Origin of the sequence: Enterococcus sp. AZ020, assembly GCF_050499205.1 — a bacterium.
Classification (GTDB): domain Bacteria; phylum Bacillota; class Bacilli; order Lactobacillales; family Enterococcaceae; genus Enterococcus_L; species Enterococcus_L dunnyi.
Map to the genome: position 1 here is coordinate 789,309 of NZ_JBIPAT010000001.1, position 24,071 is coordinate 813,379.

At 37.9% G+C, this 24,071-nt stretch carries 25 protein-coding genes and 1 riboswitch; of the genes, 8 read left to right on the plus strand and 17 right to left on the minus strand.

Features of this window, described 5'->3' with window-relative positions:
• Window positions 1-10: 10 nt before the first annotated feature.
• From IGI58_RS03765 to IGI58_RS03785, 5 genes are all read right to left on the minus strand, one after another.
• Window positions 11-2,383, minus strand: coding sequence for a phage tail protein (locus tag IGI58_RS03765; protein WP_429956313.1), 2,373 nt, complete (start codon window positions 2,381-2,383; stop codon window positions 11-13).
• 13 nt (window positions 2,384-2,396) lie between these two features.
• Window positions 2,397-2,696: a hypothetical protein gene (locus IGI58_RS03770; RefSeq protein WP_225533645.1), complete on the minus strand. Its 300-nt coding sequence runs from the start codon at window positions 2,694-2,696 to the stop codon at window positions 2,397-2,399.
• A gap of 53 nt (window positions 2,697-2,749) precedes the next feature.
• Window positions 2,750-3,091: a tail assembly chaperone gene (locus IGI58_RS03775; protein ID WP_088269735.1), complete on the minus strand. Its 342-nt coding sequence runs from the start codon at window positions 3,089-3,091 to the stop codon at window positions 2,750-2,752.
• Window positions 3,092-3,290: 199 nt separating this feature from the next.
• Complete coding sequence (locus IGI58_RS03780) at window positions 3,291-3,800, minus strand: phage major tail protein, TP901-1 family (RefSeq protein WP_087640993.1); 510 nt, start codon at window positions 3,798-3,800, stop codon at window positions 3,291-3,293.
• Window positions 3,801-3,820: 20 nt separating this feature from the next.
• Window positions 3,821-3,991, minus strand: a complete 171-nt coding sequence (locus IGI58_RS03785; RefSeq protein WP_176372832.1) for a hypothetical protein — start codon at window positions 3,989-3,991, stop codon at window positions 3,821-3,823.
• Window positions 3,992-4,214: 223 nt separating this feature from the next.
• Here IGI58_RS03785 and IGI58_RS03790 point away from each other — a divergent pair, with 223 nt between their 5' ends.
• From IGI58_RS03790 to IGI58_RS03800, 3 genes are read left to right on the plus strand one after another with little or no spacing between them, the layout of a single operon-like run.
• The gene (locus IGI58_RS03790; protein WP_242585528.1) at window positions 4,215-4,691 is read left to right on the plus strand and encodes a GNAT family N-acetyltransferase; all 477 of its coding nucleotides are present in this window, start codon (window positions 4,215-4,217) and stop codon (window positions 4,689-4,691) included.
• Window positions 4,692-4,709: 18 nt separating this feature from the next.
• The gene (locus tag IGI58_RS03795; protein WP_429954415.1) at window positions 4,710-5,231 is read left to right on the plus strand and encodes a GNAT family N-acetyltransferase; all 522 of its coding nucleotides are present in this window, start codon (window positions 4,710-4,712) and stop codon (window positions 5,229-5,231) included.
• Window positions 5,232-5,257: 26 nt separating this feature from the next.
• Complete coding sequence (locus IGI58_RS03800; RefSeq protein WP_087640991.1) at window positions 5,258-6,010, plus strand: MurR/RpiR family transcriptional regulator; 753 nt, start codon at window positions 5,258-5,260, stop codon at window positions 6,008-6,010.
• A 23-nt stretch (window positions 6,011-6,033) separates the two neighbouring features.
• On the opposite strand, the gene IGI58_RS03805 is transcribed toward IGI58_RS03800, so the two are convergent.
• The 5 genes from IGI58_RS03805 to IGI58_RS03825 form a co-directional block, all read right to left on the minus strand.
• A complete protein-coding gene (locus tag IGI58_RS03805) occupies window positions 6,034-7,353 on the minus strand; it encodes a 6-phospho-beta-glucosidase (protein ID WP_225533641.1) in 1,320 nt (439 codons plus the stop codon).
• Between the two features lie 184 nt (window positions 7,354-7,537).
• The gene (locus tag IGI58_RS03810; protein ID WP_087640989.1) at window positions 7,538-8,059 is read right to left on the minus strand and encodes a GNAT family N-acetyltransferase; all 522 of its coding nucleotides are present in this window, start codon (window positions 8,057-8,059) and stop codon (window positions 7,538-7,540) included.
• Window positions 8,056-8,529 carry a tRNA (adenosine(37)-N6)-threonylcarbamoyltransferase complex ATPase subunit type 1 TsaE gene (gene tsaE / locus IGI58_RS03815; RefSeq protein WP_429954414.1) on the minus strand — a complete coding sequence of 158 codons (474 nt, stop codon included), beginning with the start codon at window positions 8,527-8,529 and terminating at the stop codon, window positions 8,056-8,058. The genes IGI58_RS03810 and tsaE overlap by 4 nt, the downstream gene beginning before the upstream one ends.
• 129 nt (window positions 8,530-8,658) lie before the next feature.
• Window positions 8,659-9,639: a phosphate acetyltransferase gene (gene pta / locus IGI58_RS03820; RefSeq protein WP_087640987.1), complete on the minus strand. Its 981-nt coding sequence runs from the start codon at window positions 9,637-9,639 to the stop codon at window positions 8,659-8,661.
• Window positions 9,640-9,792: 153 nt separating this feature from the next.
• Window positions 9,793-10,476, minus strand: coding sequence for a uracil-DNA glycosylase (locus IGI58_RS03825; RefSeq protein WP_429954413.1), 684 nt, complete (start codon window positions 10,474-10,476; stop codon window positions 9,793-9,795).
• 195 nt (window positions 10,477-10,671) lie between these two features.
• Between IGI58_RS03825 and IGI58_RS03830 the strand changes: the two genes are divergently transcribed.
• Both IGI58_RS03830 and IGI58_RS03835 read left to right on the plus strand, forming a co-directional pair.
• Window positions 10,672-11,541 carry a Cof-type HAD-IIB family hydrolase gene (locus IGI58_RS03830; RefSeq protein ID WP_429954412.1) on the plus strand — a complete coding sequence of 290 codons (870 nt, stop codon included), beginning with the start codon at window positions 10,672-10,674 and terminating at the stop codon, window positions 11,539-11,541.
• Window positions 11,542-11,583: 42 nt separating this feature from the next.
• Window positions 11,584-12,102, plus strand: a complete 519-nt coding sequence (locus IGI58_RS03835; protein ID WP_429955375.1) for an LURP-one-related/scramblase family protein — start codon at window positions 11,584-11,586, stop codon at window positions 12,100-12,102.
• Window positions 12,103-12,131: 29 nt separating this feature from the next.
• Here IGI58_RS03835 and IGI58_RS03840 read toward each other — a convergent pair whose 3' ends face one another.
• From IGI58_RS03840 to IGI58_RS03850, 3 genes are all read right to left on the minus strand, one after another.
• The gene (locus IGI58_RS03840; protein ID WP_087640983.1) at window positions 12,132-12,701 is read right to left on the minus strand and encodes a GNAT family N-acetyltransferase; all 570 of its coding nucleotides are present in this window, start codon (window positions 12,699-12,701) and stop codon (window positions 12,132-12,134) included.
• A gap of 150 nt (window positions 12,702-12,851) precedes the next feature.
• Window positions 12,852-14,018 carry a 3D domain-containing protein gene (locus IGI58_RS03845; RefSeq protein WP_429954411.1) on the minus strand — a complete coding sequence of 389 codons (1,167 nt, stop codon included), beginning with the start codon at window positions 14,016-14,018 and terminating at the stop codon, window positions 12,852-12,854.
• Between the two features lie 226 nt (window positions 14,019-14,244).
• Complete coding sequence (locus tag IGI58_RS03850; protein WP_429954410.1) at window positions 14,245-15,090, minus strand: putative ABC transporter permease; 846 nt, start codon at window positions 15,088-15,090, stop codon at window positions 14,245-14,247.
• A 389-nt stretch (window positions 15,091-15,479) separates the two neighbouring features.
• Between IGI58_RS03850 and IGI58_RS03855 the strand changes: the two genes are divergently transcribed.
• Window positions 15,480-17,210: an ABC transporter ATP-binding protein gene (locus IGI58_RS03855; protein WP_429954409.1), complete on the plus strand. Its 1,731-nt coding sequence runs from the start codon at window positions 15,480-15,482 to the stop codon at window positions 17,208-17,210.
• Window positions 17,200-18,963 (plus strand): ABC transporter ATP-binding protein, encoded by a 1,764-nt coding sequence (locus IGI58_RS03860; protein ID WP_429954408.1) that lies wholly within the window; start codon window positions 17,200-17,202, stop codon window positions 18,961-18,963. The genes IGI58_RS03855 and IGI58_RS03860 overlap by 11 nt, the downstream gene beginning before the upstream one ends.
• A 52-nt stretch (window positions 18,964-19,015) precedes the next feature.
• Here the strand turns inward: IGI58_RS03860 and IGI58_RS03865 are convergent, their stop codons facing one another.
• Window positions 19,016-19,561: a folate family ECF transporter S component gene (locus tag IGI58_RS03865; protein ID WP_176372831.1), complete on the minus strand. Its 546-nt coding sequence runs from the start codon at window positions 19,559-19,561 to the stop codon at window positions 19,016-19,018.
• A gap of 27 nt (window positions 19,562-19,588) precedes the next feature.
• Window positions 19,589-19,716, minus strand: a riboswitch (THF riboswitch).
• Window positions 19,717-19,779: 63 nt separating this feature from the next.
• The gene (mgsA, locus tag IGI58_RS03870; protein ID WP_087640977.1) at window positions 19,780-20,202 is read right to left on the minus strand and encodes a methylglyoxal synthase; all 423 of its coding nucleotides are present in this window, start codon (window positions 20,200-20,202) and stop codon (window positions 19,780-19,782) included.
• A 186-nt stretch (window positions 20,203-20,388) separates the two neighbouring features.
• Between mgsA and IGI58_RS03875 the strand changes: the two genes are divergently transcribed.
• On the plus strand, window positions 20,389-21,498 hold the full coding sequence (locus IGI58_RS03875; RefSeq protein ID WP_429954407.1) for an ABC transporter ATP-binding protein: 1,110 nt from the start codon (window positions 20,389-20,391) through the stop codon (window positions 21,496-21,498).
• Window positions 21,499-21,573: 75 nt separating this feature from the next.
• On the opposite strand, the gene IGI58_RS03880 is transcribed toward IGI58_RS03875, so the two are convergent.
• Both IGI58_RS03880 and IGI58_RS03885 read right to left on the minus strand, forming a co-directional pair.
• On the minus strand, window positions 21,574-22,209 hold the full coding sequence (locus IGI58_RS03880; protein WP_429954406.1) for a hypothetical protein: 636 nt from the start codon (window positions 22,207-22,209) through the stop codon (window positions 21,574-21,576).
• 166 nt (window positions 22,210-22,375) lie between these two features.
• Window positions 22,376-24,040 carry a formate--tetrahydrofolate ligase gene (locus IGI58_RS03885; protein WP_429954405.1) on the minus strand — a complete coding sequence of 555 codons (1,665 nt, stop codon included), beginning with the start codon at window positions 24,038-24,040 and terminating at the stop codon, window positions 22,376-22,378.
• Between the last annotated feature and the right edge of the window lie 31 nt (window positions 24,041-24,071).

Sequence of the window (24,071 nt, forward strand, 5' to 3'; positions counted from 1 at the left end):
TTTCCTCCTTCTAAAATGCTAAATTGATTGCAGCATCTTGTCCCATTGCTTCAGAAATATCTGAGACAAAAGCTTTAAACTGCTGGTTGCCAAAGTTGATATTGAATGTTGCAGGTTGCTTTTCTTTTTGCTGTGTTTGTGTGCTGCTGGAATGAACAGATAATTGTTGAACCGTGTCGACTTGTTGATCTAAGCTGTCTAAACTTGGTAATATCACTTTAGAGGCTAAGTCATCCATCGGCTGATCGATCACATGAGCATTTCGTTCGATTCCGATAGCAAGACCAGCTGGGAGCATGGCTCCGATTTCATCACGCATCCAACGGGAAGGTGAGTGGATGTTGAAAATAGATTTAAATGTATCACCTATACTTTTACCAATTTTTTTAACTGCCTCCAATGCTGCTTTGGCCATACCACCAATCCCATCAATTAAACCTTGAATTAAATTTCCACCTGCGTCTCTTAAATCTGGTATAGCTTTTACAAATGTTTCAAGAAGCTTCAGCATGATTTGAGCCCCTGCAGTAATGATTTTCGGAATGCTTTTACCAATTCCTTGCACAAGTGCTAATATTAGACCAACAGCTGCTGATAGAATTTGAGGTAGATTTGCAAGTAGTCCTTCACAAAGCTTTCCAACAATTTCAACTGCTGCATCTAATAATTTCGGTAAATTTTCTGAGAGAGTTCGTACTAGGGTAGTCATTGCCTCTAAAGCAACTGGAATCAACTGAGGTAAAACTGAGGCAATCCCTTCTGCCAATTTCACAAGAATTTCAATTCCCTTATCGATGATTTTCGGAAGACTAGTCGTAATCTCACCAGTCAACGTATCAATAATCGATGTAATTGTATCAATTAGTTTAGCGGGATCTTGAAATAGACCATCGACCAGTGCCGATAGCAGCTCTAAGCCCATCAGAAGTAATTGAGGTGCAGCAGTTAACAAACTTGTCGCTAACGTTTCTATAATCAAAAGTGCTGAATTAATTAATGAAGGTAAATTAGCAATTACACCGTCAATCAATGTTTGTAAGAGCGACATCCCACTTTCAATAATCACTGGTAAATTTACCGAAATTGCTTCAGCTAAACCAGCAACTAGTTGTGTTCCAGAAGTAATTAGATCAGGAAGCTTATCAATGATTCCTTGAACAAAACCTGTGATAATTTCTGGACCTTTAGTTATAGCAGTTTGAATCATGCTGGAAATTTGTCCATTCATTTGTTCGTCCATCAGTGCAAAACCTGCAAGAAAGACTCCTAAAAGCGCTGTTGGCGCAATAGATTTCAATGCTAAGCCCATAACAGATGTTAGACCTTGAACCATTGAATTCATTGCCGTTATTCCAACAGTCGCCGAATTTTTGATTCCATTACCAATACCACCTAATGTACCGCCAATTACTTTAGCTGAGGTAGTAGAGTGCTTGCCAACAGCTAGCATTGATGAACCAAAATTTGAAATGTTTTCAACAATACCTTTTGAATTCCCAGCAACACTTTGAGAGAAATTAGAAAAGAATCCTGTTCCTTTACTAATTTGTTCATTCATCTTGCCAAATCCTTTATATACGCTTTTTATGCTCTCCAAATCAAAAGAAGTAAATAACTCTGTTACACGATCTTTTAAACTTTGGAAAACACTTTTTGATTTTTCCACTTCTATCGCTGGCTCTTTTATCGCGTTGGTCAATACATTCCCTAAATTCTCACTTATGGAAACTAGATTATTAATAGATGAATCAATTGAACTCAATGTGCTATTTATCGTACCACCAAATGAAGCAATCACAGACTGACTACTTGTAAAAGTTCCAGTGAATGCAGCCATATTCTGATTCATCAGTGAAAATTCTGTCGTCAAATTTTTTCCAGAATCGATCAATGTAGCAATACTAGTAGTATCAATAATCAATTCACTTTTTAAATTAGAAATAGTCGCTTGAACGGAACTAAAACTTTGTATTAAACTTTTGGTTTGAACGTCTAAAGAAACTAAACTGGTATCATCAATTGTTAAACTTCCTTGAAATGCTTGACTTAATAATCCATAATTTTTACTTATCAAACCTAATGATCGAATCATTTGTTGACTCTGTACAGATAGTTCTGAAAAGGTCGTACTAATAGCTGCTAATCCACTTTCGAAGCTAGCTAGATCATTTGCCACAATTGCTTGATTTAGTGCAGTTATCTGTTTTTTCATATCAGCAAAAGGTTTCGATAGCTTGTTACTTTTAGAAAGTGGTTTAATAAAATTATTAAGACGTTTTGTTGTTTTACTTAATTGTTTATCTAAACTTTTAGTCACTTTCGTCGATTTTTTAATCGACTGTATAAATTTTTTATTCGTTGTAGGTAGTATTTCTTTTGCCATTTTTTCCTCCTTTCTACGAATTAAAGTTTGCGATCCAATTCTGGAGTTTTTCTTTTTCTTGATTTTTCGGCAAGCTAGGGTCTTTTCCGAGGATTCGTTCCTCGGCTTTTTGATAATTGAAGAATTTCTCAAAGGTTCGATAGACAGGTCTTCCTTTTTTTGTTTGTCCAGCCATGACTGTTGCCCAGGCTTGTAAATGAATATTGTATTGCTGATCTAAGCTTTTTAATTGATAGGCCTTGATCCGCAACTCGTATTCAGGAATCGTCAATCGATCGATCTCATTGAGGTCTTCGATATTCAAATAACGCAAACAGTTGAGCTGCACTTGAGCGTAGCTTGCATCAAAATCATTTTCTTCCGAGTTTACAGTTCGGCTTCCTCCAGCATTTTGTTCACCATCATCGCTGTATATTCGGACTTTTTTAGTTCTTCAATGACCGCTTCAAATAAAGTTTGCGTACCATGTTCTTCCACATATGCTTCTAAATCCTTGATCTGGACTCTTGGTTTTTCTGTTAAATTGGCGATCAATAACGTTTCAAAAAGTGTGTCGACATCTGATAATAATAAATTCGAGATGATCGCCCCTACACCTAATTTCAATTTCATTCCGCCGCGTTCAACAGAATAACGTTGATTGACTTCTTTTAAAAAACCATATCCAAATTTAAAATTTACTAATTTATCGTTAATTGTAAGCTCCATGATTGTCCTCCTGTTTTTAAGAGTCCGGGACAAAACGAGAAAACAGTTTTGTTCTGGACTCTACTTCTTAATAAACGGTAGCCAAAAGTCAGGTTCTTCAGCAATTTCACAAAAAACGAGCAATACAAAAAGCGTATTGTCCTTTTTTACTCCAATTGTTCAAACCTAAACGACTTTTGTCTCATCCTCTTATCTATTGTTACTCAGCCGCTTCTACTTTGACTGTATCTTTAAATTCATAATCGCCGCCTTCAGTCGTATCAACGACTAATGAAGCGAATCCGTTTTTACCAGCGCCTTCGATGGCCCATTCTAATGAATATTCCACTTTGTTTTCAGCAGAATCTGTTTCTTCAAATGAGGTGAAAAAGCCTTCAAAATATTTAGCTTTGTATTTGCCTTCATTTGCACCTGTACCGATTTCTTTTGTATTGATGCGCCAAATTTGAACACGTTTGTTTTCATCCATTGCGCTTTCTAATTTGTCGATTTGTGTTGAACCGATTTTATAAAGTGTTGTTGCTGAAACCGTTGTTTCGGTCGCTCCTGGTGTGACTACGCTACCGTCTTTCGTTACAGTTGATTCACTTTCTTTTGATTTTGAATAGCCATTTTCTGTGCTATAAGCTAAGCCCCACGCTTGTTCATTTCCTTCGTCTTCGGCTAAACGAAAACGCCATACTACATCTACTCCACTTAATGCTGTCATTTATTCATTTCCTCCTTCAACTATTGCTGGTTTTCCAGCTCTTTTATACGGTGTTGCGATCGCTTTAATTGAGATGCAAGCTGATTCTTTTTACGCTGTTCTGCGTTTACCCTTTTTTGCAGCTTCTTGATAACTTTCAATTGTTTTTTTATCGCCTTATCCTGCTGCATCAAAGAAACATCTAGTTTCATCCTGCATCTCCTCTCATTTAACGTCTCGGGCGACTTGTGTTACTTGATGAACCTAGTATATAAAGAAATCACCAGTCTAAACTTCCGATTTTCTTTTAAAACAGTCCCAATTCTCTGTCACTTTTCTTTCAACAGTTGAATCCTTCCCTGATCATTTACGTTAAAAAGTGGGTTGAGTATGTTAAAATAGAAAAGAAATTAACAATAAAAGAGGAAGGGAAGAATGAACATGTTATTGAGCGAGTATAATGAAGAATTTTCAGCATTGATCCACCAATACCAATTAACTGAGGAACAACTTCGTTTTACAGGCACACCTGAAATGCCCTTAAAGATCGCTTTGACAAATCCTTTCATTCATCCGATCGTAGGAATCGAAAATGGACGCTTAACTAATTTTTTTGTATTAGACGAAAAGAAGGATGTCTCTTTATATACTGAAAATGAGCATGCGATTTTACTACGAACTTTTTCGACAGACTCCCGCTATCAAGGGCAAGGCTATGCAAAAAAAGTCTTGCAGCAATTACCAAAATTTACTCAAGAACTCTTTCCAGCAGCTGATGAGATCGTTCTTGCTGTAAATAAAGAAAATAGTGCAGCGCAAGCTCTTTATAAAAAATCTGGTTTTTTACCTATGGATAAGATTGTCGAAGGGATAGCAGGTCCGCAATATGTAATGACCTTGGGATTGCTTTAAAAGGAGGCTGAATCAACGATGAAAAAAATAATAGAAAATGAGCGGTTGTATTTAAGAGAACTTTCAGAAGATGACCTTGAAGATTTATGTGCCATTTTACAAGATGAAGAAACGATGTATGCGTATGAAGCCCCATTTACTGATGAAAAAGTGAGCGATTGGCTCAACTGGAACTTAGCCAGTTATCAAAAAAATCAATTTGGTTTATGGGCGATCGTTGATAAAAATGAAGAGAACTTTGTTGGTCAATGCGGCATTGTTTATTCAGAAGTGGAAGGAAAAAACTTACTAGAAATTGGTTATTTGTTAAACAAACGATATTGGCACAAAGGATATGCCAGTGAAGCTAGCGCCTTATGTTTAAACTATGCAAAAAATATCCTGCAGGCACAAAAAATTTGTTCGATCATTCGAGATACAAATAGTGCTTCTCAAAAGGTGGCTGAAAACAATGGTATGACCATTGTTCAGGAGTTTTATAAAGATTATTCTGGTCTGCCAGTGAAACATTATGTTTATAGCATTGATTTAGTGAAGTAAACTGTAAAAAGAAAGTGGTGAATTCTGTGCTTTTTTTAGATCACACGCCTGATTTAAGCCCAATCGATTTAGAAATTTACAAATATGTTGCTGCTCATATCGATGAGGTCGTCTATATGAGGATTCGGGAACTAGCGAAAGAGACCCACAGCAGTACAGCCAGTATTCTTCGTTTTTGTCGAAAATTTGGCTGTGATGGATTTTCTGAATTTAAAATCAAATTGAATCTTTATCGAAAAACCTTAGCCGAACCCATAACAACACATGCTGTTGATGAAACCTCGTTCACTAATTTTATACAGCGATCAACTGAAACGTTTTATCAAGAACGAATGCAGGCTGCTGTAAAATTACTTGCTGAAAAAGATCTGGTTCTATTTATTGGAACGGGTTCTTCAAAAATCATTGCTGAATATGGTGCATTGTACTTTTCTTCTATTTTTAGTATGGCTTTTCATATTGAAGACCCTATCAATCACCCAGTAAATTTTTTCAACAAAAGCATTGCAAAAAACGTCTGTGTTATTGCTCTTTCTGTCAGTGGTGAAAATGAAGCAATCATCAATTACTTAAATCATTTTCTTTCTAATGATTGTGCGATCATTTCGATCACAAATAGTGAAAAATCAACGATTGCCTCTTTATCTGATGTCAATATCCCATACTATATTTCGACAGAAAGAATCGGTGACAGTGATATCACCTCCCAAGTCCCTGCACTTTATACTGTAGAATACTTGGCTAAAGAAGTGCAAAAAAATAAACAAGCGAGCACCTAAGAGGCTGCTGCTTGTTTATTTTTTTATTTAAAGAAATTTGGTAAATAGGCTTTATGTGCTTCTAATAATTCATCCATTACTTCTTTGGCAACGTCTCCGCTTGTGATCAAGGGATTCATCGTGAATGCTTGTAATAACGTTCCATAATCTCCCGTTACTGCCGCTTCGATCGTTAATTCTTCCATAGATTTCATGACTTGCAGCAATCCTCGTTGCTTTGGTTCAAAGCTGCCAAAGTTATATGGAACAGGACCTTTTCCTGTGATCGTACATGTTACTTCAACTGCGCTTTCAGCTGGTAAATCCGTGATCGTTCCGTTATTTCTTGTGCTGACAGTCATTGTTGTACGTTTATCATTGTGGATCGAATTGATGATTTCACAAGCTGCATCACTATAGCGGGCACCACCGCGCTCTGCAAGTTGTTTTGGTTTGTAGTCTAAGTTTGGATCTTTGTATAATTCAAACAATTCATGCTCGATTTCTTTGACTTTTTCGGCACGCGTTCCATTGTTTTTAAAGTCTTCTAATTCTTCTGCTAACATTTTATCTGTATAGTAGTAATAGTTGTGGTACGGACAAGGAACCATGTGTAGATTTTCTACTTGTTCCCAAATCAAATTATTGTCTTTAATATTTGCTACGATCGATTTTGCATCGTCTTGACCATACATGATTTTGATCAGCTCATCTGTGCGGTCTTTTCCATTTTTATCTGTGATCGTATGCCAATGCAAATGATTGATTCCAGCAAATTGGAAGAATAGATCACGGTTTTCTTCTCCTAACAATGCTGCTTCTTCAAAAACGGCATTGACTGGAATATTACATAAACCAACGACTTTATCCCAATTACCATAACGTAAAACAGCTTCTGTGACCATTCCCGCTGGATTTGTAAAGTTGATCAACCAAGCATTCGGGCATAATTCTTTCATATCTTCAACGATATCTAAAATCACAGGGACGGTTCTCAACGCTTTAAAAATCCCGCCTGCACCATTCGTTTCTTGACCGATCATGCCATGACTTAAAGGAATTCGTTCATCTAAAATACGTGCATCCAATAGTCCTACGCGTAATTGTGTTGTAACAAAATCAGCATCTTTCAATGCTTCACGACGATCTAACGTTAAATGAACTTCGCAGTCGACACCGGCTGCTTTGACCATTCGTTTAGCCATTTCTCCGACGATTTCTAATTTTTCTTTTCCTGCTTCGATATCTACAAGCCATAATTCACGGACTGGTAATTCGTCGTAACGTTTAATAAATCCTTCAACTAATTCTGGTGTATAACTTGAACCTCCACCGATCGTTACAATTTTGATTCCTTTTGACATGACCTTCAGCTCCTTAGTAATTTATCTGCTTTCAGTATAGCGTTTCCATGAAAGACCGTATATAGAAATACAAGAATTCGTTACAGGAATACAAATAGGTAACTTGTGACATTGTAGTTACGCTGCGTAACAAAAAAAGCATCGAACAGCTGGATCACTCCTGTCCAATACTTTTTCTTCTTTTTTAATCGATCATCATACTCATCAAATGAACATCCAAAAATTCGCCCTCATCTGTTTTAGCTCCCCGCGGCATGATGGCTTCGGTAACAAAACCAATTTTTTCATAAACATGAACAGCGCGTTGATTCCGATGCTGTACGGTTAATTCCAGCCTTCGGATCACATCACTTTCCTTTGCCCAATCGATCAACTCTTCCATCATCAAACTGCCTAAACCAAAGCCCCAGTAATCTTTTAAGATACTGATACCGATTTCTCCGATGTGTTCCATGCGTTTTTTTGCTGATGCTTTCACTGAAGCTGTTCCGATTACTTTGTTATCAGCTAATGCGACCATCAAAACATTATTCTGAGAATCATAGAGATTCCCTAGATTTTCACTCATTTCTTCTATCGTCATCTCCAGTCCTTTTTCATCCATCACTAAAAAAGGCGTTTGGCTGCCAATAATTTTGAGAGCTCGTAAAATCTCTGCAGCATCAGTTGGAATTGCTTCTCGAATCGTAAATTCAACCTCTGTCATTCTTTTTCCTCCATTTTTTGCTGTATTCGTACTAAAAATAGTTCAGACCGTCGTCCGAACGCTTGAATCACAAGTTTTCTTTTTTCCAGATTTTCTGAATCTTTTTCAATTGTGATATCCAGATAATCGTCAGGCATAAATTCACCTAAGAGTTTTCCCCATTCAACAACAGATAAACCATCTCCTTCAAAATACTCCTCCAACCCTAAATCATCCGCGCCATCCTCAATACGGTAAACATCCATATGATATAACGGCAATCGTCCTTCACGATATTCACGAATGATCGTATAGGTAGGACTTTTGATCATCTGCTCTATCCCTAGCCCTAAAGCGATCCCTTTGGTCATCGTTGTTTTCCCTGCACCGAGATCTCCAGAAAGAATGATCGTGTCTCCTGCTCTTGCACTCAAACCAATGAGCTTAGCGATCTCTTCTGTTTCTTTAGGATCATTGATTAAAATCTCCACTTTTTTCACCTGCTTTTCTAACTCGTTGTTCTATCTTTCTATGTAGTGTAGTATACCGAATTATCCTAAAAAAAACTAGAGAGCTAAACAAAAACATCCCTCGTTTTGTTTAGCTCTCTAGTCATATAATTAATTCATCAATGATTGTGCTGCAGTGATGATCGATAGCTTGTAGATATCTTCTTCATTTGCACCACGAGATAAATCTGAAACAGGTTTGTTCAATCCTTGTAAGATTGGTCCGATCGCTTCAAAGTTACCTAAGCGCTGTGCAATTTTGTAGCCGATGTTTCCTGATTGTAATTCTGGGAAAACAAAGACTGTAGCTTGACCAGCAACTGGTGAATTTGGCGCTTTAAGTTGTGCTACAGAAGCAACATAAGAAGCATCAAATTGTAATTCTCCATCGATTTCCAATTCTGGTGCTAAGCTTTTGGCGATTTTAGTCGCTTCAACAACTTTATCAACCTCAGGTGCTTTTGCAGAACCTTTTGTAGAGAAGCTCATCATTGCAACTTTTGGATCGATATCGAATAATTCAGCAGTTTTTGCACTATCAACAGCGATCTCAGCAAGTTCTTGAGCTGTTGGATTTACATTGATCGCACAATCTGCAAAGATATATTTCTCTTGATCGCGTCCGCGAACCATGATCATTGCACCACTTGTACGGCTGATACCTGGTTTTGTTTTGATGATTTGTAATGCAGGGCGAACAGTATCACCTGTTGAGTGGACCGCTCCACTGACCATACCATCTGCAAGACCCATGTAAGTCAGCATTGTGCCGAAATAATTCACGTCTTTAAGAATCTTACGTGCATCTTCTTCTGTTACTTTACCGTTACGACGTTCAACAAACGATGCAACCATTTCTTCCCAGCCTTCATAATTATCAGGATCGATAATAGTGAAGTTTGATGTTTTGATTCCACGAGCATGTGCTGCTTCAACAATGTCTTCTTGCTTTCCGATCAAGATCGGTTCCATTAATTCTTCTGCTTTCAAACGTGCGGCAGCTCCCAAAATACGAGGATCTGTTGCCTCTGGGAAAACAATTTTGATATTGCGGCGAATGACTTTAAATTTTAAGCTATCGAATAATTCCACGATATACCCTCCAATGATTATTTATACAAACTTATCATACACCATTCTTAAAGAAAATAACAGTTATTTCTTGCTGTATTAGTGGAAAAAACACTGATTCTGATATCCTTTTCACAAACTAAGCCATCTGCACTATAACAGATGAGCCCTGTTTTATGACACTGTATCAGGCAACTGCCAGTTGATTGGCGTTTCTCCTAACTGTTCTAATGCTTGATTTGTTTTTGAAAATGGCTTTGAACCAAAGAAGCCACGATGAGCTGCTAAGGGACTTGGATGAGGCGATTTGATAATAATATGTTTATTGGTGTCGATCATCTTGATTTTTTCCTGTGCCGGTTTGCCCCATAAAATAAAGACAATTGGTTTTTCCCGCTCATTCAGCTTCTGGATGATTGCATCCGTCAAGTTTTCCCACCCTTGTCCACGATGAGAATAAGCTTGTCCATTTCGAACAGTCAATACAGTGTTTAATAGTAGAACTCCTTGCTTTGCCCAGCTTTCCAAAAAACCATGTGAGACTGGCGGATAGCCCAGATCATCTTGAAGTTCTTTGTAAATATTCATCAATGATGGCGGTGTTCTTACTCCAGGCTGTACTGAAAAACTTAGTCCATGTGCTTGATTTGGTCCATGATACGGATCCTGTCCTAATATCACAACTTTGACCTCTTCATACGGCGTGAGCTCAAGGGCTGAATAAATATGGTACATATCAGGATAAATGGTTTGGTGACTGTATTCTTGTTTCAAAAATTCACGCAGCTTTAGATAATAGTCTTTACTGAATTCATCCTTTAAAACATCTTGCCAGCTATTATGAATGATTTCTTTCATTAATACTTCTCCTTTAATATAATTCTTTTTTTGCTGTGATTATTCACTAAGTAAAACGTCTATTCTGCCAACTTTCTTTTACATGATTAGCATAGCGGATTTTATGGGATGTGACAAGAAAATTTTTTCTGCACTGAAATCATAAAAACATGGTAAACTATAGGTAAGTTAAATAAACGAGGTGTAGAAAAATTTATGATTAAATTGATTGCTTCAGACATGGACGGAACATTACTAGACTCAAAAATGGGCATTTCAAAGGACAATGCTTCAGCGATACGTGAGGCAGAACGTCTTGGGATCGAATTTATGGTCGCTACAGGCCGAGCCTATACAGAAGCCAAACCAGCACTGGACGAAGCTGGGATCGAATGTGCGATGATCACTTTGAATGGTGCAAAAGTCTTTGATAAAGCTGGAAACTCACTTTTTACAGCAGGAATCGAAAAGGGAACGACAGCTGAAATCATGGATATCCTAGATGCAAATAATGTATATTTTGAAGTTTCCACCAATAAAGGTATTTTTTCAGCACATCAAGAAAAAAGAATCGAAAATTTTGCCGCCCATATTGCAACGACCATGCCTCATTTGACCTATAAAGTGGCTATTGCGATGGCAGCAGCTCATCTATCTTTACTAGATGTCAATTATATCGAAGACATTCGTTCTCTGCTGGAGCAAGAGGATATAGAGATTTTAAAAATCATCGGTTTCAGTATGGAAGGACCAACCGTTTTAGGACCAACAAGTACTCAAATTAGACAGTTACCTGATCTGGTTGTTACCTCTTCTGCCCAAAACAATATCGAGGTCAATCATAAAAACGCACAAAAGGGCATTGCTGTTGCTCATGTAGCAAAAGACCGCGGTATCTCTGAAAAGGAAGTTATGACGATCGGTGATAATTTTAACGATGTCAGTATGCTTCAATGGGCCGATGTTAGTTTTGCCATGGGAAATGCAGAACTTGAAGTGAAAGATCACGCCAAATATGTCACATCGACCAACTTGGAAAATGGCGTTGGCGAAGCTATTTTAAGAGCAATCAGAGAAGACTTATAACGTTTCTCTCAGTCAGACAACAATGAAAAGAGGTGAGAGATGGTGTCTGAGTTTTTTATACAAGAACAACAACTAAGCAATATCACGAGAACACTTGTCAAAGATGAAGATGGTAAATCTCTTTACCTACTTGTCGGACGCTGGGGAACTCGAGGCGATGCCCTTTCATTATATGCAATGAGCGGGGAGCTTGTCGCAAGTATCAAACAAACCTCTTTTATGTTCGGTTCACGCTTTGAACTGTATAAAGGCTTTAAAAAAGTCGGTGTTTTACGAAAAATCCTAAACTTAAACGCTGACTTCTACTACATCCAGCACTTACATTGGACTGTCTCAGGTGATATAAAAAATCATCATTACTCCATCTATCAAATGAATCATAAAATCATGGAAATGAGTAAAGCAACTCTTTTTACTGGAGATTACTTCAGCTTGAACGTAGTTGATGATGACGATGCCCCTCTTTGTATTTGTATTGCTGCTGTTCTCGATTACTGGCTATATAATAAAAAAAAGAATAATGGGCGTAAACCAATTATGGGTCTGGGTACCTGTCAGTAGTTTGACACAACTAAAAAAATCAGCGATTTTTACTCGCTGATTTTTTTTTGCATATGATCATATACATGTCCGCTGATCATCATTTCTGCCACATCTTTAAATCCTTTACGGCTATATAATTTTTTCGCATTAGGATTTGCTTTATCTACACTCAATCCAATGATTTCTTTTCCATCTCGTTTAGCGATCTGCGGCAATGCATCTAATAATTTCGAGCCGATACCTAATCCACGATATTTTTCATTTACTGAAATTGAATCAAGGTACCATTCATTCGGTAATGTTTCAGGATCAACAAAAATCCTAATTTCTTCATCTAAATTATGTTTACGCAAAACCTTCTTCAAAGGTTCATCGATCACTGGTTCATCTTCATTCGGATAACCAAAGGCGATTCCCGCGACTTGTCCCTCATGCTCATACACTAAGCCTCGTTGATACCCATACCGATACGTTGGATCAGCTGAAGCTTCAGCTAAAACAGATAAAATGGTTTCCTCAGGAACAATGTCCAATAATGGCAATTCCATGTCTTTCAAAATAACTAAGATCAACGGAGCAATAGCTTTTCCGTCTTCTTTTGTTGCAAAACGAATCATTGTTATTCCTCTCTTTCTATAAAGCAGTGTACCATTTATGAAAAATTAATGCATTACATTCTATTGCTTTCTAATTTCTTTTAAATAATTACTTGTTTATTTAGTTTCATCTTAACAAAAAAAGACACTTCGAAAAGTGTCTTTACGTTCTTATTGAATCGTAACCTTTACATTGTTTCTACGTCCCCAGTTGATACATTGATCGACTGTTGGGAAATGGACATCAATGATATGACCGTTGATTGCACCACCAGTATCTCCGGCAACTGCAAAGCCATAACCTTCCACCTCAACAAATGATCCCAATGGAATCACACTTGGATCAACAGCAATTACATTACTATTTGAACGTAAGTCGATCCCAGTAGCCGTGATATAACCAGATCCAGCTTCTCTCCAAGAGTAAGCAGTTGACTGTACATAAAGTACATTGCCGCCTCCTGTATCGCCGCCTCCAGGGTTTGGATGTTCTTCCGATGGCTCAGATGGCGGTGTTACGACTGGCTGTTCTTCACTACTAGAGCTTGAACTGCTGCTTGTTGAATCAGAGGAGCTTGAAGATTCGCTGCTCGTACTTGACGACGCTGCTTCATTTGCTTTTCTCTGTGCTTCTTGAGCTGCTGCTTGCTTTTGGGCTGCTGCTGCTTTTTTCTCATCAGAAATACGTTTTTCTTCTGTTTGCTTTTGACTGGCGATCAACTGTAAAGCTGATTCATTATCCGCTAATTGCTCTTTTAAAGAAGCGACTTGCGCATCCATTGAAGAAGCTTCTTCCTGTAATTTCGCTTCGTTGGTTTGTAACTCTTCTTGCTTGCTCTTTACAGTTTCTTGAAGATCTTTCAATTTTTCTTTGTCTTTAGACAAACTCTCTATCTTATCTTGTTCAGCATTTTGTAAAGTAGTCATTGCAAATGCCTTATTGAAGAAATCTGAGATATTTTCGGCATCTAGCAATACTTGCCAAGTCCGATGCTCCCCGCTCAATTGGATATCTTTCATACGATTTCCAACGACTTCTTTCCGGCGTTCAATGCTTTGCTCTGTTATTGTGATTTCTGCTTCAGAATTTTTGATTGTTTCTTCAGCTTTTGAAATATCTACTTTAAGTTTTTCAATTTCAGCGTATTTTTTATTAACATCATTTAAAGCTGTATTGATATCTTTGCTAAGGGATTCTCCCACTTGTTCAGTCTGTGCTTCTTTTTCGTTCAGATCATCTAATGATTCTGCCAAAGCGCCGACTGGAAATCCCACATTCATAACTAAGATAGCAGCTAAAAACGGCATCAATTTTTTTACTTTCACTGAATCCAACACCTTTCCTAACTAAATCCAACTCTATTCATTATACTAATCAATCACGCCTTTATTATTTCAATACTGTTACAATTTGTTACATTTTAACGAAAATGTCGTTTTCACTGTAATATAACTACTGTAAATCCGTACTAATCTATCCATAAAATATAGACTGAAACCCACTTCTATCTAGCTTTTAGCATTAATTGAAACACAACTCTCTACTGTTATATTTAAACTAGCATTATTTCTTATTTTTTCTATTCTTATTGATAATTTCTTTTACTTCAAATGGATTTTTAATATTTTTCAATGTTAAATTAGGGTAATTTTTAATCCAACGCTTTTGATTGAAGCCAATATGTGAAACTAGCTCGTTGATTGACGGTGTATTTTTCAACTCTTCGATCAAAGAAATACGTTCATTTGACTTCGCTTTTTTTCGTTCAGTCAATTCTTCTGAAATAGATTCTTTCAGCTCAGAAAGATTTGAAGAAAACTCTGTTCTTTTTTCATTTAATTTAGCTGCCAATTCTTCTTTTCTTTCATCCACTGCTGTACTGAGTTGAGTAGTAACTTTTTTGAAAGCTTGCAAGTTGATAAGTGTATAGATCAAATCACTAGTGATCATTATCAATAAAATGATCGGCAGTACCAAACCAAAGTGTTTAGCCAAAAAGCCTTCAAATAGTAGTACTTTCGGGTGAATCACTCGCACGATCAAAACACAGCCGATCCCCCAAAACAGCGATACAGGCAAGGCTACACGACCATTTAGGTTCATTGGTACATCCTTATAGTCCCACCAAGACGCATGGAAAAGCTTTTCCAATCCATAACTCGTTAGATACTCTAAAATGGTTACTAGAATGGTTGATAAGATGTATAAAAGCACGATATTTTGTTTGAATGGATCTAAAAAATACAGCACACCTAAAATACCAAAACCATAAATAGGGCAATACGGACCGATCAAAAATCCTCGATAAACAAATTTTCCTGCTTTTAATGAGCAATAAACTGTTTCCCATAACCAACCAATAAATGCGTAAATAAAAAATAGTAAAACGACTTTAATAAATTCATCCATAGATGTTCTCCTTCTAATAGTTAGTACTTTCACAATCATTGTAACAAATAAGTACTGATTAAGGCGAGCAACTTTATTTGCTTTCCAGATTGATATAGAATAGAAGAGAAAATCTTTGTTTAGAAAGATGATAAGAAATACAGTAAAATTATGAGATATACTGATCCGTATGAGAAATACTACTTTTGCTGTGAAACACAGTGAATAAAGTGAACTGATGTTGAACAGTACAAGACTTTCGTAAGAAAGTGTTGATCATTTTTTACTCAGAGCTGAACGAACCTGTTCCGCTTTTGCTGTGAAACACAGTGAATGGAATGAACTGATGTTAAACAGTACAAGGTGTAGCGAAGCGGAATGTTGTTACTTATAACTTAAGGAGGAGTTCTATGTTAGGTTTACTTAGATTTGCTAAAAAATATCGAAAACAGGTCATCCTTGGGCCTTTTTTCAAATTTTTAGAAGCTTGTTTTGAACTGGTCTTGCCTTTGTTTATGGCTCGCTTGGTCGATCAGGGGATTCGAAATAATGATCAGGGTTATGTCTTGCAAATGGCCGGCTGGATGCTTTTGATGTCTATCATTGGTTTGATCTGTGTCATGATTTGTCAATATTATTCTTCGATTGCCTCGCAAGGCTTTGGCACAGAGTTGAGAAATGCGCTTATGAAAAAAATCAATCAGCTCTCTCACGCCGAACTGAATAGTTTCGGTACTGATACCTTGATTACACGCATGACTAACGATATCAATCAACTGCAGCTAGCATTAGCAATGTTGATACGTTTAGTTATTCGAGCTCCTTTTTTAAGTATCGGTTCTGTCATCATGGCTTTTTATATCAATGTTCAGATGGGGTTGATCTTTTTATTGATGCTCCCACTTTTTTGCATTATTCTTTATTTTATTATCAAAACAACTGTTCCATTATATAAGAAAGTTCAAGAAAAACTTGATTTATTAAATCGGCAAATCAGCCAAAACTTAAGCGGTGTTCGTGTAATTCGAGCTTTTTCTAGAAAGCAGACAGAAGAAAAACAGGTCAATAAAGTAACAGATGATCTTGCTTCCATCTATGTACGTGTTTCAAATATTTCCGCCTTATTGACGCCTGCGACCACTCTTGTCATGAATCTTGGTATATTAGCATTGCTTTATCTTGGCGGAATAAAGGTCGAGGTTGGCGGACTGCAGCAAGGAGAAGTACTGGCTTTGATCAACTATATGAATCAGATGCTGCTGGCATTGATCGTTGTCTCAAATTTAGTCATTATCTTTACACGAGCTTCTGCTTCTGCTTCAAGAGTCAATGAAGTATTAGCGATCACTCCCAGCATTCAAGAAAAAGTATCCAATGAAACTGACGGCCTTTCTTCACAAGGAATCGTCTTCGATCAGGTTTCATTCCGTTATCACCCTGATGCCGGCTTAGCTTTACAGAATATTAATCTGACGATCCCAAAAAATTCAATTTTGGGGATCACTGGACCAACAGGCGGCGGTAAAAGTACACTTACTCAACTGATTCCGCGATTCTATGATACAAGCGAAGGAAATGTCTATGTCGATAATCTAAATGTGCGCGACTGGTCTATAGAAAAACTACGCAAAAAAATTGCTCTTACACCTCAAACGGCAGTCTTATTTACTGGAACGATCCGTGAAAATCTCCAGTGGGGCAAGGAAAAGGCAACCGATGAAGAATGTTGGCAAGCTCTTGCTACGGCTCAATGTAAAGATTTTGTTGAAAATTTAAGCGAGGGTTTAGACACCCTAGTCTATGAAGGCGGAAAGAATTTTTCTGGTGGGCAAAAACAACGGCTGACGATTGCTCGGGCTTTGATTCGTAAACCAGATATTTTGATTCTAGATGACTCATTGAGTGCCTTAGATTACCAAACTGACCTAGATTTAAGAACTGCGTTAAAGAAAGACCTGCAAGAAACGACTCTGATCCTGATTTCTCAAAGAATCAGCTCTATTCAACAAGCAGATCAAATCCTAGTCTTAAATAGCGGTAAGCAAGTCGGATTAGGGACACACGAAGAGCTCCTGAATTCTTCTAAAGATTATCAAGAAATTGTCGCTTCACAAGAGGAGGAAAACGGCCATGATGACTAAAAAAAATTCAACTCGTTCTTTTAATCGTTTTCTCCCTTATTTACTAAACTATCCAAAAGAAATAACTGCTGCTACGATTTTAGGTATTTTAAGCGGACTAACGACTGTGTTGATGACTTATTATATGGGAAAATCGATCGACACTATGATAGGTTTAGGCAATGTGGATTTTCACAGATTGTTTTATTTACTTAGCTTGCTTGGCGGCATCTTGATCGTGACAGTCATCAGTCAATGGTTGATCCAGCGTTTAGGTAATCGCGTCGCTTATCTTTCTGTAGCTGAGCTTAGAAAAGATGCCTTTGCTCATCTGAATCGCCTGCCGCTCAACTACTATGATCAAAATTCACATGGCAATATCGTCAGCCGTTTTACGAATGACATGGATAATATTTCTGTTGCTTGCTCAGCTGTTTTTAACCAGCTATTCTCAGGAATTTCTGTTGTGATCATTGCCTTCTTTTTCATGTTGAAGCTTAGTCTCCTACTCACGATCGTTGTCCTTGTATCAACACCGATCATTTTTCTTGTTAATTGGCTAGTCGCAACCTCTTCACAAAAAAACTTTGCTGAGCAACAAAAAATAGTCGGAGAAATATCCGGATTTGTTTCTGAAATGGTTGGAAATCAAAAAATCGTCAAAGCCTTTCAACAAGAAAATGTTTCTCAGCAACGCTTTGAACAGCTCAATCAACATTTATATGTTCGAGGACAAAAAGCACAGTTTTCTTCTTCGTTAACAAACCCGCTTTCACGTTTTGTCGATCATTTGACTTACTTATCGATCGGTCTTGTTGGTGGATTGTTACTTTTGAATGGCAACCATACTGTAACCGTGGGTGTGATTTCAAGTTTTACGATCTATTCTAGTCAATTTTCAAAACCTTTTATTGAATTATCTGGTATTACCACTCAAATTCAAACGGCTCTAGCTGGACTGGATCGAACATTTGATATTATCAGCCAGCCTGAAGAAAAGCCCGATGGCGAACATGCTATTATTTTGACTAGCGCAGTAGGAAAAGTTGTTTTTGATCATGTTGATTTCTCCTATACTCCATCTAAACCACTGATCAAAAATTTTAATTTGGTCGCTAACCCAGGTGAAACGATTGCTATCGTAGGTAAAACCGGAGCAGGAAAATCCACCTTGGTAAATCTATTGATGCGGTTTTATGATGTAAATAGTGGATCGATTTTAATTGATGGACATCCAATCACACAAATAACGAGAGATAGTTTGCGGAAAAGTTTCGGTATGGTCTTGCAGGATACATGGCTATTTGACAGTACGATCCGTGATAATCTGACTTACGGCAATGCAGGCGCAACCGATGAAGAAATCGAGGAAGCCATGAAAAAAGCGTACATCTTTGATTTTGTCACACGTTTGCCACAAGGATTGGATACACTGATCGGTGCAAGCGGCATCAAGATTTCAGAAGGTCAAAGACAATTGATGACAATTGCGAGAACGATGATCAGCAACCCGCCTATGTTGATTCTTGATGAAGCCACTAGTTCAGTCGATACTTTGACAGAGAAAAAGATCCAGGACGCATTTTTGCAAATGATGACTGGTCGTACGAGCTTTGTTATCGCTCATAGATTATCAACAATCAAAAATGCAGATAAAATTTTAGTCATGGATCAAGGAGCAGTTGTTGAGATCGGTAGTCACGACGAACTGATCGAAAAAGAAGATGGTTATTATCATGCATTATACGAAGCTCAATTTAAGAATCAATTGTAATGAATAAAAACCCTTGATCTTTTCTGGGATGTAGAAAAGATCAAGGGTTTTTTTATTTAAAATTTGCTAATGATTTATTCAAAAGTTGTTTATATGGTACTTTATTGCCTAAATAGTAAGTAGCAACTACTTGAATCGGGAAGAAAATAATGTTCTTCAAAATTCTAGGAATCCACCAGGCAATATTTGATAGATTCACCCCATACATCAGTCCCAGCCACAATGGTGTTAAAAATAGATGAATGAGTACTGTTACAAGCAATGTTGCTGTAAAGACACGTTTCCAAGTCAGCTCCTTTTTATAATAGAAGAAACCGTAAATTGCTCCTGAAATAAACGCATTCAGTGTAAATCCAGGGAAATAAGGTCCCTTTGGAAACAGCATCATGCCAACTGTGTCAGCAACTGCACTGCCGATCCCTGTCCAAAATGGTCCAAACAAAATTCCCATCAATGATTCTGGAATAAATGTCAGACTGATCCGTAAAAATTGGGTCTCAAACGAAATAAACCGTGTGAAAACCACCATCAACGCGATCAATAAACTCATCAACGTAATGGTTCGTGCATCAATTCTTTTTTTCTTCAATACTAGCATCTCCTCTAAGAGCTGCTACACAAAATATGCAGCGAATGCGAAAACAAAACCGCGTATGATTAGAAAAGCCAGCTCGTGCTTCTTTTACCTCATACTTCGTCCGAAAGGCAACATCCCATCCTTTCAGCACTTGACGCTTTATTTCCTACTCTGTTTTTATTAGGCCGAAGCCTACTTGAAATATAGCATATTCCTTACATTACTGCAATCAATTTTGACTAAAAAGAAAGCGGTTTATTATCTGTTTCATGAACAACATTTCTAAAATCAGCAAAACCGGCTTGAAGTCCTCTTAATAAAATCTCTGCCGTACCGATATTTGTTGCTAAAGGAATCTCATACACATCACTTAATCTGATCAATGCTGTCACATCTGGTTCGTGCGGCTGAGCAGCCAAAGGATCTCTAAGAAAAATAACCATATCGAGCTTGTCCTCTGAAATCATTGCACCGATTTGCTGATCGCCGCCTAGAGGACCAGACTTGAATCGATGAACAGGCAGCCCAGTTGCTTCTGAGATTTTCAAACCCGTAGTTCCTGTAGCAAATAATTCATGTTCTTTCAATATAGGCTGATACGCCAAGGTCAATTTGACCATCAAATCTTTTTTACGGTCATGAGCAATCAATGCTATTTTCATTTTTATCCCCCGATTCTCTTCTTTTTACTATTATAGCAAAGTCTTTTACTAAAAAGTTAGAGGAATGATCACACGTTTTGTCATAATGACGAAAAAAAGCTTTTTTTCTTGTGCAACCTTCCGTTGAGTATGTACAGCGCTTTCATTTATACTACATTTATACTAAAAGAGAAAAGAGTGACGACGATGGTGGAAATGGCGTTAAAAAATGTCTATAAAAAATATGATAATGCAGAGAATTATTCTGTAACAGATTTTAACTTAGAGATAGCAGACCGTGAATTTATCGTTTTTGTTGGCCCATCCGGCTGTGGAAAATCAACAACCTTGCGTATGATCGCCGGTTTAGAAGATATCACAGAGGGCGAGCTTTCGATCGGAGATAGAGTCGTGAATGATGTTGCACCAAAAGACCGTGACATCGCGATGGTTTTCCAAAACTATGCACTATACCCTCATATGACTGTTTTTGACAATATGGCTTTCGGATTGAAGCTTCGTAAATACGACAAAGCAGAAATCAAAACACGGGTAGAAAATGCTGCCGAAATATTAGGTCTGACAGAATACTTAAAACGCAAACCCGCTGCCTTATCTGGTGGACAACGTCAACGTGTGGCATTAGGTCGTGCCATTGTACGTGATGCAAAAGTCTTCTTGATGGATGAACCTTTATCCAACTTGGATGCAAAACTGCGTGTTGCCATGCGTGCTGAGATCGCTAAACTACACCGCCGTCTGGAAACAACGACGATTTATGTTACACATGACCAAACAGAGGCAATGACGATGGCAGACCGAATCGTTATCATGAAAGATGGTTTTATTCAACAAATCGGAACGCCAAAAGAAGTTTATAATACACCTAGCAACATATTTGTTGCTGGCTTCATCGGTTCACCTGCAATGAATTTCTTTAAAGTTACATTGAACAATGGCGTGATCCGAGATGGCCATGGACTTGAATTAAAGATTCCAGAAGGAAAAAACAAATTACTCGTTGAAAAAGGCTATGAAGGAAAAGAAGTCATTTTCGGCATTCGACCTGAAGATATCCACAGTGAACAAGTTGCTTTAGACGCAATGACTGATGCAGTCGTTCGTTCCGAAGTCGTGGTTTCTGAACTTCTAGGTGCTGAAACAATGCTTTATACCAGACTGGGCGATACAGAATTTATTTCTAAAGTTGATGCGCGTGATTTCCACAAACCAGAAGAAATGGTTGATTTAGCCTTCAATATCAGTAAAGCACATTTCTTCGATCCTGAATCAGAACAAGTCATTAAGTTACCTTGATTTTGTGATCGTTAAAATAAGAGGATGAGGTAAAACTATTTTCTAGTTTTACCTCATCCTCTTATTTTTGTCTCCTCAACGCACTTGTACTTCTACTTCTTGGGGAAGAATTTGTTGTTTTTCTTTCTCCATTTTTCTAGCCTGACTAAAAATTGGAAGATCAAATTGTTTGCTTAAAGCATTCGCTACAAAATAAGCAATGTTGTAATCGATCAAGCTATGGATCAACCCGCCCAAACCCATCAATAAAAAGATGGAATACATGTACCCTTGTGTATAATAGGTTTCCGGCATATTGCCCATCGTATAAAAAACACTTACTACAGCTAATTCCGCTGCAGAATGTATTAAGCCGATCACTAAGTTGAATAATTGAAAACGTCCATTAAAGAAAACAACCTTTTGCTTTGATAAAACGATCGTTGGATGCTTCTGTAGATATAATGCACCTACTGTTGCAAATAACAAATGCGAAAGTGCCCGTAAAGCAATGATCGGCGTCGCAGAAAGGAAAAATCCAAAGCCTGTCCCCAAACTAACTGCGATTGCTACACCAGGTGAAAAAAACATTGCTAAGAAAAGCGGGACATGACTTGCTAAGGTAAATGAAGCGGGACCAATCGTGATTCTTGGCATAACCATCGGGATAATGATACCCATTGCTACTAGTAAGGCTGCGATCGTTAACTGTCTAACTGATTTTTTTTTCATTGTTCTAAGCTCCTTAAAGGTGTCTTGACACATAGAATGAGTTTATTTTACGTGAAAAAGCCCGAAGTGTCAAGACACATATGCTGAACAAAAAAACATTCATGATTTCATTAGATCGATCATGAATGTTTTTTTAAGTTTATGCACTTGATTATTTTTTCTTATTTTAGAAAAGCCCTACAATTTTCCCATCAGAATCAACATCGATTTTCTCATAAGCTGGTTTTTTCGGCAACCCGGGCATAGTCATGATAGTTCCCGTATAGGCAACGATAAATCCAGCTCCTGCGGATATTTTGATGTTACTGATAGTAACAGTAAAGTCTGTCGGCCGTCCTAATTTCGTTTGATCATCAGACAGCGAATACTGGGTTTTTGCCATACAAATCGGTAAATGACCGAATCCCAGTTTTTCTAATTTCGCAATTTCACGTTCGGCAAGTGGTTCATACTGCACACCTTTACCACCGTAAACTTTCTCTACAATCGCACTGATTTTCTCTTTGATCGAATACTCATCTGGATAGGTAAAAGAAAAATGATTTTCTTGGTCTGCTAAACGAACGACTTCGCGAGCTAGCTCTTCACCGCCTGCACCACCATTAGCCCAAACATCAGAAAGAACTACGTTTACCTCTCGTTTTTTACATTCTGCTTCAACTAAAGCTAATTCAGCATCTGTATCCGTCGGAAACTTATTGATCGCAACCACTGTTGGTAAGCCAAAAACAGTGGTTGTATTTTCGATATGCTTAAGTAAATTCGGCAAACCTTTTTCCAACGCATCGATGTCTTCTGTTCCCAGTTGATCTTTTGGCACGCCACCATGCATTTTCAATGCGCGAACTGTTGCGACTACAACGACTGCTGAAGGACGAATTCCTGATTTACGGCACTTGATGTCAATGAACTTTTCCGCACCTAGATCTGCACCGAATCCTCCTTCTGTCACAACATAATCTGCCAATTTTCTAGCTGTATTTGTTGCGATCACGCTATTACAGCCATGAGCAATATTGGCAAACGGACCGCCGTGGATCAACGCTGGATTGTTTTCTAACGTCTGAACCAGATTCGGTTTGATGGCATCTTTCAGTAAAGCGGTCATTGCTCCTTGTGCATTCAATTCTCTTACGGTGACTGGTTGATTATCATACGTATAACCAATGATAATATTTGCAAGATTTGTTTTTAGATCTTCAATATCATTCGATAAACATAGTACCGCCATGATTTCTGAAGCAACCGTGATCTCAAAACCATCTTCTCTAGGAACCCCATTCACACGTGCACCCAGCCCGTCAACAATATGTCTCAATTGACGATCATTCATATCTACTGCTCTTTTCCAAGTGATTCTGCGGTTGTCTATGCCCAGCTCATTGCCTTGAAAAATATGATTATCGATGATTGCCGCCAGTAAGTTATTTGCCGCTCCGATCGCATGGAAATCACCTGTAAAATGTAGATTGATGTCTTCCATCGGGATCACCTGAGCATAGCCGCCACCTGCAGCACCACCTTTGATCCCAAAAACAGGACCTAAAGAAGGTTCTCTCAATGCAATGATCGTCTCTTTGCCAATTCGATTCAACCCATCTCCTAAGCCAACGACAGTCGTTGTTTTTCCTTCGCCTGCTGGTGTTGGTGTGATTGCTGTAACTAAAATGACTTTTCCTTCTTTATTTTGGGAGATCTGATCAACATCGATCTTTGCCTTGTATTTTCCATATAATTCAAACTGATTTTCATTTAATCCAATCTTTTCAGCGATTTCTGTCACTGGTCGCATCGTTGCTTCTTGTGCGATTTCGATATCTGTTTTGACCATTTTGCCCCTCCATTTTTTGATTTGATTTCGT